We start from the raw sequence: 9,458 nt of genomic DNA, 5'->3' as shown, positions 1-9,458 counted from the left end.
GCCCTGAAGCTGGTCGATCGCGGCGCGCTGACCGCCTCCTCGGTCGGCGCCATGCATGGCGAGATCGGCCATACGCAGTTCCTGCCCGGAAATGTTCTGAAGTATGGCGTCGGCAACGGAAATCTGCGCGACAGGAACACCGCGCTGGCTTCCACCGCCAACTTCCTCAAAGCCCATGGCTGGCAGGCCGGCGCGGGATATGAGGCGAATATGGGCGCCATCGCCGGCTGGAATTCGGCAAGCGTCTACCAGCAGGCCATCGCCCGCATCGCCGAGGCGATCGACGCCAACTGATGCAATATCTCCATTCCAACGAGAAGCCCGGCCTGCGCCGGGCTTTTTGTTACGGAGCAAGGATCAAAACCCAACCACCCGGAACGACAAGGTTCGATCTCATCACCTAACTCTCAATCGTTCGCGTAGCCGCTCAATGGACATTTCCGGGAAACGGGAATCTGGAAGGTACCGGTAGTGCCGTTGCAGGTACGGAATTTGGGATTCCGCGGCGCTGAAGGAGCCGCCTTTGGCCTGTCCTCGATCACCGTCGGGACTCCGGCAGCTTGCGAGTAGCTGCCGCCTAAGGGGCATTTCTCGGAAGCGGCAACCTCGAAGGAGCCGGTGATAACATTTGAGCAGGTACGGAATTTAGAGTTCCGCGGCGCCGTTGTGGCCGCAGCAGCCGCCTTGGACTTGCCCTTGATGACCAACCAGATTTCGGTCGGTTGGTCGAGCTGCAGCCTGTTTATGTCGGAGTAGCTGATGCGGCCGCTGCGTATCCCCTCGGCTATGCGCTGGCAGAACAAGGCCGGCATGCGCTCCTGCGAGACGCCCATGAAGGAGGCGATTTCGTGCTTGAACGTGATGCTCCATAGATGCACAGCGGAGATGCACCCGTCCAAATTAGCCGCAGACGCCTGCTTCGTGGCTGCTTGCGAGGACCCGCACGTCATCAAGGTCAACGCCGTCGCGACCAGAAGAGAAATACTACTTTTCACTGTCAAAACCCCCGCATCCCGCTGGCGAACTTAATTGGAGCGGCGGAAAGGTCAAACGATAATTTCTCTGAAGTAGTCTGAACTTTTCTTAGATCAGATACGCGAAATAAAACCCGGCATCCCCGCCGGGTTTTCCCCGCTCATCTCAACTTTCGACGTTCGGAAATCATGTTTCGCGGTTCCTTGCCGCCAGCGTCCGCAACCGCAGCGCATTGAGACGGATGAAGCCGGCGGCGTCCTTCTGGTCGTAGGCGCCGCGATCATCCTCGAAGGTGACCAGCGCATCGGAATAGAGCGTCTTCTTCGACTTGCGGCCGGTGACGATGACATTGCCCTTGTAGAGCTTCAGCCGCACCGCGCCTTCGACGTCTTCCTGGCTCTTGTCGATCATTGCCTGCAGCATCACGCGCTCGGGCGAGAACCAGAAGCCGTTGTAGATCAGCTCGGCATAGCGCGGCATGAACTCGTCCTTGAGGTGCCCGGCACCGCGGTCGAGCGTGATCGATTCGATCGCCCGGTGGGCGGCGATCAGGATGGTGCCGCCGGGGGTTTCGTAGACGCCGCGCGACTTCATGCCGACGAAACGGTTTTCGACAAGGTCTAGGCGACCGATGCCGTTGTCGCGGCCGAGGTCGTTGAGCGCCGCCAGCATGGCAGCCGGCGACAGCTTCTTGCCATTGAGCGCGACCGGATCGCCCTTCAGGAACTCGATCTTGATCTCGGTGACGACGTCCGGCGCGTCCATCGGCGAGACGGTGCGCTGGTGGACGAATTCCGGCGGCTCGCTCCACGGATCCTCGAGCACCTTGCCTTCCGAGGAGGAATGCAAAAGGTTGGCGTCGACCGAGAACGGCGCATCGCCGCGCTTGTCCTTCGGCACCGGGATCTGATGCTGCTCGGCGAAGTTGATGAGATCGGTGCGCGACTTGAACGACCAGTCGCGCCACGGCGCGATGACCTTGATGTCGGGGTTCAGCGCGTAAGCCGACAATTCGAAGCGGACCTGGTCGTTGCCCTTGCCGGTGGCGCCATGGGCGATGGCGTCGGCACCTGTTTCTTTGGCGATCTCGACCAGGTGCTTGGAGATCAGCGGCCGGGCGATCGAAGTGCCGAGCAGATATGTACCCTCATAGACGGCGTTGGCGCGGAACATCGGGAAGACGAAGTCCGAAACGAATTCCTCGCGCACGTCGACGATGCGGATGTCCTTGATGCCCATCATCTCGGCCTTGCGGCGCGCCGGCTCCAGCTCGCCGCCCTGGCCGAGATCGGCGGTGAAGGGGACGACTTCGGCGCCGAGCTCGGTCTGCAGCCATTTCAAGATGATGGAGGTGTCGAGGCCGCCGGAATAGGCGAGCACGACTTTCTTGACGTCTTTGGTCTTGGACATTTTGGCGGTTCCGCGGGAAGATGGCTTCGCGGGCGAGGTATCACGGCCGTTCCGGGCGGCGAAAGAGACGAACAGATGCCCGCCGATGATACAGGCTGGGCCAGATGTTTGCCTGGGCAGACGCTGGCGACGCAAAAATCGCCGCGTTATAGAGCTGCGCGATCCACTCCGAGGCGACCCATGTCCTTCATTCCCGACACTTCGACGCTCATCCAGTTCGCCATCGCCACGGTCATCCTGGCGATCACGCCGGGACCCGACATGACGCTGTTCGTGTCGCGCACGCTGAGCCAGGGCCGCGCCACCGGCTTCGCCTCGATGGCAGGCGCGCTATGCGGCACGTTGGTCCACACCACGCTGGTGGTGGTCGGCGTCTCGGCGCTGATCGTGGCCTCTCCCATGGCTTTCTTTGCGCTGAAGATTTTCGGCGCCGGCTATCTGGTGTTTTTAGCCTGGCAGGCGGTGGCCAAAGGCTCGGCCTTTTCGCCGGAGAAGAAGACGGGACCGCAAATCTCGCTGTTCCGCAGCTGGGCGGCCGGGCTCGGGGTCAATCTCCTCAACCCGAAGATCATCCTGTTCTTCATGACGTTCCTGCCGCAATTCGTCTCCGCGCATGACCCGAACGCACCCGGCAAGCTGTTCTTCCTCGGCATCACATTCATCGTGCTGTCGATCCCGGTGACGGCGCCGATGGTGCTCGCGGCGGAGAAATTCGCGGCGGCGATGAAGGCGAGCCCGCGCGTCACGCGCGTGGTCGATTATCTGTTCGGCGGCGTGTTCTCGGCCTTCGCGCTCAAGATCCTGACGGCACAGGCGAAGTAAAGCCCGCGCCGAGCTCAGGGCTCCAGATCGGGCAGCGCCTCGCGGCGCCAGCTTCCGGCCCAGCGGCCGGCAGAGAGCCAATAGAAGATGCCGCCGACCATGCCGCTGCCGATCAGCGCGAGCCTGACATTGTTGTCGGCGACATCGAAATCGCCGTCGCCGATGTTATGCGCGAAGCCGAGGAAGACGACGGCGATGACGGCGCCGCCCAGCGCATAGAACAGCCAGTCGCGGCGGCCGAGCACTTCCGCGATCAGGATGACGATCGCTGCCGGCATGAAGCCGAAATAGGCGACGAACAATGCCAGGAAAGGCACCGAAAAATAGAGCGCGGGCGCGATCGTCTGATGTCCGGGCTCCGGCGCATAGCCGAAATAGCCGAGGAACAGCACGTTGAGAAAGGCGCTCGCCGCCAGCGAGGCGATCACATAGCCGATCAGGATGGCGGCGAAGCGGACGAGATAGGCGATGATACGCCTCACGCCTCGCCGTGCCCCGCGATCATCATCGCTTCAAGCGCCAGCCGGTCGACCTTGCGCATGCGTTCCGATTCCGACTTGAGCTGGCCGCAGGCGGCGAGGATGTCGCGGCCGCGCGGCGTGCGGATCGGCGAGGCGTAGCCGGCATTGTTGATGTAGTCGGCGAACTTCTCGATCGTCTCCCAGTCCGAGCACTGATAGTTGGTGCCGGGCCACGGGTTGAACGGGATCAGGTTGATCTTGGCCGGAATGCCCCTGAGCAGCTTGACCAGCGCCTTGGCGTCCTCGAGGGAATCATTGACGTCCTTCAGCATCACATATTCGAAGGTGATGCGGCGGGCGTTGGAGAGACCCGGATAGGCGCGGCAGGCAGCGATCAGTTCCTTCAGCGGATACTTCTTGTTGATCGGCACCAGCAGGTCGCGCAGGTCGTCATTGGTGGCATGCAGCGAGATCGCCAGCATAACGCCGATCTCCTCGCCGGTGCGGGCAATCTCCGGCACGACCCCCGAGGTCGACAGCGTGATGCGTCTTTTCGATAGGGAAAGTCCGTCGCCGTCGGAAGCGATCAGCAGCGCCTTCTTCACCGCCTCGAAATTGTAGAGCGGCTCGCCCATGCCCATCATGACGATGTTGGACACCTTGCGGCCCTCGGCCGGCACGATGGCGCCGTCCGGCGTGCCGCGGTCGGGGAAGTCCCCGAGCCGGTCGCGCGCGGTAAGCAGCTGCGCCAGGATCTCTTCCGTCGTCAGGTTGCGCACCAGCTTCTGCGTGCCGGTGTGGCAGAAGGAGCAGGTCAGCGTGCAGCCGACCTGCGAGGAGATGCAGAGCGTGCCGCGGCCTTCCTCCGGAATATAAACGGTCTCGATCTCGACCGGACGGCCGGCGCCGCGCGGCGGAAAGCGAAACAGCCATTTGCGCGTGCCGTCGGAAGAGATCTGCTCCTCGACGATCTCGGGCCGCGCGACGGTGAAATGCTTGTCGAGCTCGGCGCGCAGATCCTTGGAGATGTTGAACATATGGGCGAAGTCGGAGACCCCGCGCACATACATCCAGTGCCAGAGCTGCTGGGCGCGCATCTTCGCCTGGCGCTCCGGCACGATGCCGGCCTCAACCAGAGCGGCGCCAAGCTCGGCACGCGTCAGGCCGATCAGCGACGGCTTTTCGGCCGGCGTGGCGCGGGCGCGCAAGGCGTCGCGGGCGCCTTCGGCGGTCAGATCGAATGAAAGGGTCATGGTTGCGCCAATATAAGCGGTTTGCGGCCGATTTCAGCATCGTGCCTGAAATGAAACGCGCGCATAGCACAGCTTGCGACCGGAGTCATGTCGGCGGCACAGGCGGCCGGTGTCGCTATTCCCGCCCCGGCTGAGATCACATATTCGTGTTGACGTAACAGCTCGAAGCGCACCCGCGAACCTGAAAGGGGCGACCATGCCCTTGCAGAAATGGGAGTACGCGGAATGCATTCGATCAAGCTTGTTGCCATCGCCGGTCTCGCAAGCCTTTTTGCCTCGCAGGCGTTTGCCGAGGATACGATGGGCACGATGACCATGATGAAGGGTGGGCAAATGACGGCGATCATGCCCGACGGCCATATGGGCACCATGATGCCTGACGCCAAGATGAGCGCCGAAATGATGAAGATGGCGAAGCCGATCAAGCATTGCATGATGATAATCACCGACGCCAAAGGCAAAGCCTACATGATCGATACGTCGACCAAGAAGGCCCAGGCCGAATGTGAAAAGATGGCGATGTGAGAATGGTGGGACTCGCCAACCCTGCTGCCCGCCGGCGCAGGCCGGCGGGATATCCAACCGCGGTCCTGCCCTGGCTCCCCGATCTCCGATTTTCGTCGCTCGCCTCGACCTGACCTGACCTCGCAGGCTTGATCCTCCCTCTCAGTGTGCTAGGGGCGGGTCATCACCCAGAGGACAGGCATGGCCGGCATATCGCGTAGATACCCGATGCTGCGGCGCTCGCAGGCTATGTGGGCGTCGCGCCGCGTCTGGCAGCCGCGCCTTGTGTTCTGGGCCGGCGCCATCTCGATCGGCTTGATCAGCGTGCTGTTCGCCCTGCTGGCCGACCGGGCGCAGGCGCTGTTCCACGTCGTCACCGGCGGCGATAGCGGCAGCTGGCGCTTTTATCTGCCGCTGGTCATGACGCCCGCGGGCTTCGTGATTTGCGCCTGGCTTGCCCATTCCTTCTTTCCGGGATCGCAAGGCAGCGGCATTCCGCAGGCGATCGCCGCCCGTCACCTGCGCGATGACGAGGATCGCGGCCACCTTCTTTCGCTGCGCCTGGCAGCGGGCAAGGTTGCGCTTACCGTCATCGGTCTCGCCTGCGGCGGATCGATCGGCCGCGAGGGCCCGACGGTGCAGGTCGGCGCCTCACTCATGCTTCAGGCGGCGCGCTGGGGCGGCGTGGCGCAGGCGCGCGGCCTGATCCTGGCCGGCTCGGCTGCCGGCGTCGCCGCCGCCTTCAACACGCCGCTCGCCGGCATCGTCTTCGCCATCGAGGAGATGGGTCGCGCCTATGAGTCACGGACCAACGGGCTGGTGCTGACGGCGGTGATCCTCGCCGGCCTCGCCTCGCTCGGCCTGCTCGGCAACTACACCTATTTCGGCGTCGCCAGGGACACGGTGGCCTTCGCCACCGACTGGCCGCTGGTGATTGCCTGCGGCGTCATCGGCGGCGGCTTCGGCGCGCTGTTTTCGCTGTTGGCGCTGAGGATCACGCGGCGCGTCCGACGCTGGAATGGCCTGCAGCCATTGTGGCGCGCGCTGCTCGTGGCAGGCATCTGCGGCTTGGCGGTTGCCGCGATCGGTCTCGTCTCGGGCGGCCTTACCTTCGGAACCGGCTACGCTCAGGCCCGCGGCGCCGTCGAAGGCGCGCCGCTACCCGCGTTCTTCTTCCTGGAAAAATTCGCGGCCGGCGTGCTGTCGATGGTGTCGGGCATTCCGGGCGGCATCTTCGCGCCGTCGTTGGCGGTGGGCGCCGGTCTCGGCAGCACGCTTGGCCTGGCGTTCGGCGCCGGAACAGGCCTCGCCGCGCTGCTCGGCATGGCCGGTTATTTCGCCGGCGTCGTGCAGGCGCCGATGACGGCCTTCGTCATCATCCTCGAAATGACCGGCAACCACGACAACGTCATCGCGCTGATGTGCGCGGCGATGCTGGGCTACGGCACGGCGCGGCTGATCTCCAACGAGCCGCTCTATCACGCGCTGTCACGCGTGTTCATCGCCGAGGCGATCAGGCGGCGCAGGGCCGTCGAGCAGCAAGGCTGAATGGCGAGCTTGGCGCTGTCGCCTTATTCGCTTGTCCCTGGCAGCACTTGCGGGAGGCGGACTTCCATATTGCCATCCTCCACCAAGGGAGCCTCAGCCTATTTGCACTTGGCGATCGAGGCCAGCGCGGCCGAGATGCCCTTCAGAGAAAAGACGTAGGAAGTCGGGTTGCCGCGACCGGACTTCGCCTGCACCTTCATGTCGGTACCCGTCTTCATGGCGGCGATCAGCACCGGCTCTTCAGCGGCGTTCTCGACCCAGGCCGACTTGCCGCGGGTGAACATCGAGAAGGACTTCTTGTCGATGGTGACGGTGGCCTTGGAGCCTTCCTGGAAGTTGTAGCCGGCGATGAACTGCGGCTCATAGGACACCTGCTGCCCGGGCCGTTGGCTGACGAAGAAGAACATGTCGCCATGGTCGAGCTTTGGCGGCTGCTTGTCGGTCGGCACCGTCAGCACATAGCAGACCTTGCCGCCTGCCGACTGATAGCTGTACGTGCCCCAGGCGTTGTGCTGGCCGATCTTGGTCGCCTGCTGCGCCAGCGCCGGCGCCGCGAAGGCGGCCGCCAGGACCAGGCTGGAAACTGTAGCAATCAATCCGCGCATCGTTCTTCCCGTATTCCGAAATGGTGCGGAGGCGGGCCGCATGGCGTCCTGCCGTCGCTTCATTTTGATTTAATCAGGGTTACCAAACGGTGAATTTTTCCCAACAAAAGGAACTCACCCCAGGAAACCGCCGCCATTCGCGCCGCCGCTTCCACGCGGCGGTCGCGATGTCCCGGCGCGAACTTGGAGGGCACGAAAGCGGCAAGAGTTTGTCTTTTCGCGCGGGCGGTTTCGCGGTTTCGTTGTGGCGAAAAGTCAGCCAGGATCAACCTTTGTCGGCGAGGGCGTCCCTGGCGGCCTGCCGGTGCGCCGGGGTGATATGGGCGCTGACGGCGGTGATTGCCGCGGTGAGCACGGCAAGGTCATCGGTGAACCCGAGACCGAGCACGAAGTCGGGGATGAAATCCACCGGCAGCACGAAATAGCCGAGCGCGGCAAGCAGGGTACCCTTGGTGCGCAGCGGCGTGTCCTTGTCCATGGCACAATAGTAGGCGGCGACCACCTCTTCCATGAACGGGATCTGCCGGGCAGCCTTCTTGGCCGTGCGCCAGAACTTCTCGCGCACCTCGCCTTCGCCGGCGAGCCTGTCGCCGAAGCCAAAGAAATCGAAACGGGATTCCTGCGCCATCAATCTCTCCTCGGCCACGCGCCAGCTTGCGTTGCGGCCACCGCGGGAGATGTGGTGAAAGCGGCACCCCCCTGCAAGGTCTCCACCGTTGCCAGCCCGGCAAATCGGAATCGGACTTATCGGCAGTCGTCAGCCGAAATAGCGGTTCATCCGCTTCGCCAGTTCGATGTCGAGCGCCGTGACGCCGCCGGCGTCATGCGTGTTCAGCGTGACGTCGACGGTCTTGTAGACGTTCGACCAATCGGGGTGGTGGTCCATCTTCTCGGCGGCCAGCGCCACGCGGGTCATGAAGGCGAAGGCCTCGGAGAAGTTCTTGAAGCCGAAGCTGCGCTTGATGGAGGCGCCGTCGGCCGCCAGCGACCAGCCTTCGAGTTCCGCCAGCGCTGCGGTGATCGCTTCCTTGTTGAGTTTTTCCCTGGTCATGTCGGGTTCCCGTGCTATTCGGAGGTATTCCAACCATAGCGCCGGATCGATGAGCGCAAAGCCCATAAAATCCATTCTGTTCGTCTGCCTCGGCAACATCTGCCGCTCGCCCTTGGCCGAAGGCGTCTTCCGCGCCGTGTGGGCCGAGCGCGGGGAAGGTCGGGACATCCTGCTCGATTCGGCCGCGACCAGCGGCTGGGAGGTCGGCTCCGCGCCCGATCCGCGTTCGATCGCGGTTGCCACAAGGCACGGCATCGACATTTCCGCGCAAAAGGCGCGCAGGATAGCGCTGGACGATTTCTCGCGCTTCGACCTGATTCTCGGCATGGACCGGACAAATGTGCGCGATCTGAAGGCGTTAGCGCCGCAGGCCACGCGCGACCGCATCCATCTCTTCCTGGAGTTTGCCAGCGGAAATGCGCGCGATGTGCCGGACCCTTACTACGAAGACCAGCAGGCCTTCGTTTCGGTCTACCGCATGATCCGCGAGGCGTCGGAGGCGCTGGCGAAGCGGCTGGAAGCGAGCGGATCGGCGCCAACCAGCGGCCAGGCTTCCTCGACGATGTAGGGGCCGCCGCCGACCGAATCGCGCGACGACATCAAGACGAAGCGGCCGACCCGGAAGGGCAGCGTGGAAAAGTTGCCGCGCGCCGACAGATATTGCGCGACGTCCGCCGGGCTCGAATTGCGCAGGCGCGCGAGCGTCACATGCGGCGAGAATTTGCGCGGATCGGCCGGCAGGCCGAGCCGCTGGCAGATGCGGTCGATCTCGCCCTGCAGCGCCACCAGGTCCGGCGAGGCGGACACGCCGGCCCATACGGCGTGCGGC

14 protein-coding genes are annotated in these 9,458 nt (G+C 63.7%); 5 read left to right on the top strand and 9 right to left on the bottom strand.

Annotated elements, in window-relative coordinates; genetic code table 11:
• A partial coding sequence (locus EOA60_RS07680; protein WP_206628108.1) for a lytic murein transglycosylase occupies positions 1–294 on the top strand: 294 nt, incomplete at its 5' end.
• Positions 295–407: 113 nt separating this feature from the next.
• On the opposite strand, the gene EOA60_RS07675 is transcribed toward EOA60_RS07680, so the two are convergent.
• Together EOA60_RS07675 and EOA60_RS07670 are read right to left on the bottom strand one after the other, a co-directional pair.
• Positions 408–995, bottom strand: a complete 588-nt coding sequence (locus EOA60_RS07675) for a hypothetical protein (RefSeq protein WP_245456919.1) — start codon at positions 993–995, stop codon at positions 408–410.
• 166 nt (positions 996–1,161) lie between these two features.
• Positions 1,162–2,385, bottom strand: coding sequence for an argininosuccinate synthase (locus EOA60_RS07670; RefSeq protein ID WP_128311212.1), 1,224 nt, complete (start codon positions 2,383–2,385; stop codon positions 1,162–1,164).
• 180 nt (positions 2,386–2,565) lie between these two features.
• On the opposite strand from EOA60_RS07670, the gene EOA60_RS07665 reads away from it, so the two are divergent.
• Positions 2,566–3,207 carry a LysE family translocator gene (locus tag EOA60_RS07665; RefSeq protein WP_095799628.1) on the top strand — a complete coding sequence of 214 codons (642 nt, stop codon included), beginning with the start codon at positions 2,566–2,568 and terminating at the stop codon, positions 3,205–3,207.
• 14 nt (positions 3,208–3,221) lie between these two features.
• Here the strand turns inward: EOA60_RS07665 and EOA60_RS07660 are convergent, their stop codons facing one another.
• Both EOA60_RS07660 and rlmN read right to left on the bottom strand, forming a co-directional pair.
• Positions 3,222–3,689: a hypothetical protein gene (locus EOA60_RS07660; protein WP_066991800.1), complete on the bottom strand. Its 468-nt coding sequence runs from the start codon at positions 3,687–3,689 to the stop codon at positions 3,222–3,224.
• Positions 3,686–4,921 (bottom strand): 23S rRNA (adenine(2503)-C(2))-methyltransferase RlmN, encoded by a 1,236-nt coding sequence (gene rlmN / locus EOA60_RS07655; RefSeq protein WP_095825177.1) that lies wholly within the window; start codon positions 4,919–4,921, stop codon positions 3,686–3,688. Before rlmN ends, EOA60_RS07660 begins: the two co-directional genes overlap by 4 nt.
• A gap of 225 nt (positions 4,922–5,146) precedes the next feature.
• Between rlmN and EOA60_RS07650 the strand changes: the two genes are divergently transcribed.
• Together EOA60_RS07650 and EOA60_RS07645 are read left to right on the top strand one after the other, a co-directional pair.
• Entirely contained in the window at positions 5,147–5,446 is a 300-nt protein-coding gene (locus EOA60_RS07650; protein WP_067323700.1) for a hypothetical protein, read from the top strand.
• Positions 5,447–5,626: 180 nt separating this feature from the next.
• The gene (locus tag EOA60_RS07645; RefSeq protein ID WP_095825176.1) at positions 5,627–6,973 is read left to right on the top strand and encodes a chloride channel protein; all 1,347 of its coding nucleotides are present in this window, start codon (positions 5,627–5,629) and stop codon (positions 6,971–6,973) included.
• Positions 6,974–7,071: 98 nt separating this feature from the next.
• On the opposite strand, the gene EOA60_RS07640 is transcribed toward EOA60_RS07645, so the two are convergent.
• From EOA60_RS07640 to EOA60_RS07625, 4 genes are all read right to left on the bottom strand, one after another.
• Positions 7,072–7,578, bottom strand: coding sequence for an invasion associated locus B family protein (locus EOA60_RS07640; protein WP_066991787.1), 507 nt, complete (start codon positions 7,576–7,578; stop codon positions 7,072–7,074).
• Positions 7,579–7,637: 59 nt separating this feature from the next.
• The gene (locus EOA60_RS07635) at positions 7,638–7,847 is read right to left on the bottom strand and encodes a hypothetical protein (RefSeq protein WP_127214559.1); all 210 of its coding nucleotides are present in this window, start codon (positions 7,845–7,847) and stop codon (positions 7,638–7,640) included.
• On the bottom strand, positions 7,844–8,206 hold the full coding sequence (locus EOA60_RS07630) for a YkvA family protein (protein WP_066991933.1): 363 nt from the start codon (positions 8,204–8,206) through the stop codon (positions 7,844–7,846). The genes EOA60_RS07635 and EOA60_RS07630 overlap by 4 nt, the downstream gene beginning before the upstream one ends.
• Positions 8,207–8,335: 129 nt before the next feature.
• On the bottom strand, positions 8,336–8,629 hold the full coding sequence (locus tag EOA60_RS07625; RefSeq protein ID WP_066991930.1) for a 4a-hydroxytetrahydrobiopterin dehydratase: 294 nt from the start codon (positions 8,627–8,629) through the stop codon (positions 8,336–8,338).
• A 49-nt stretch (positions 8,630–8,678) separates the two neighbouring features.
• On the opposite strand from EOA60_RS07625, the gene EOA60_RS07620 reads away from it, so the two are divergent.
• Positions 8,679–9,197 (top strand): low molecular weight protein-tyrosine-phosphatase, encoded by a 519-nt coding sequence (locus EOA60_RS07620; protein ID WP_095825175.1) that lies wholly within the window; start codon positions 8,679–8,681, stop codon positions 9,195–9,197.
• Here the strand turns inward: EOA60_RS07620 and thpR are convergent.
• Positions 9,101–9,458 (bottom strand): RNA 2',3'-cyclic phosphodiesterase (gene thpR, locus EOA60_RS07615; protein WP_128311209.1); only part of this gene is annotated, 358 nt, incomplete at its 5' end. The two genes, EOA60_RS07620 and thpR, sit on opposite strands and share 97 nt — an antisense overlap.

The organism is Mesorhizobium sp. M1A.F.Ca.IN.020.06.1.1 (assembly GCF_004023265.1).
Classification (GTDB): domain Bacteria; phylum Pseudomonadota; class Alphaproteobacteria; order Rhizobiales; family Rhizobiaceae; genus Mesorhizobium.
The sequence above is the reverse complement of the archived record's forward strand: the minus strand, read 5'-3'. Positions and strand labels throughout refer to the sequence as shown.

Coding starts and splice junctions, on each gene's coding strand:
- EOA60_RS07670 (WP_128311212.1), bottom strand. CDS start 2,385: ATGTCCAAGACCAAAGACGTCAAGAAAGTCGTGCTCGCCTATTCCGGC.
- EOA60_RS07665 (WP_095799628.1), top strand. CDS start 2,566: ATGTCCTTCATTCCCGACACTTCGACGCTCATCCAGTTCGCCATCGCC.
- rlmN (WP_095825177.1), bottom strand. CDS start 4,921: ATGACCCTTTCATTCGATCTGACCGCCGAAGGCGCCCGCGACGCCTTG.
- EOA60_RS07650 (WP_067323700.1), top strand. CDS start 5,147: ATGCATTCGATCAAGCTTGTTGCCATCGCCGGTCTCGCAAGCCTTTTT.
- EOA60_RS07645 (WP_095825176.1), top strand. CDS start 5,627: ATGGCCGGCATATCGCGTAGATACCCGATGCTGCGGCGCTCGCAGGCT.
- EOA60_RS07640 (WP_066991787.1), bottom strand. CDS start 7,578: ATGCGCGGATTGATTGCTACAGTTTCCAGCCTGGTCCTGGCGGCCGCC.
- EOA60_RS07630 (WP_066991933.1), bottom strand. CDS start 8,206: ATGGCGCAGGAATCCCGTTTCGATTTCTTTGGCTTCGGCGACAGGCTC.
- EOA60_RS07625 (WP_066991930.1), bottom strand. CDS start 8,629: ATGACCAGGGAAAAACTCAACAAGGAAGCGATCACCGCAGCGCTGGCG.
- EOA60_RS07620 (WP_095825175.1), top strand. CDS start 8,679: ATGAGCGCAAAGCCCATAAAATCCATTCTGTTCGTCTGCCTCGGCAAC.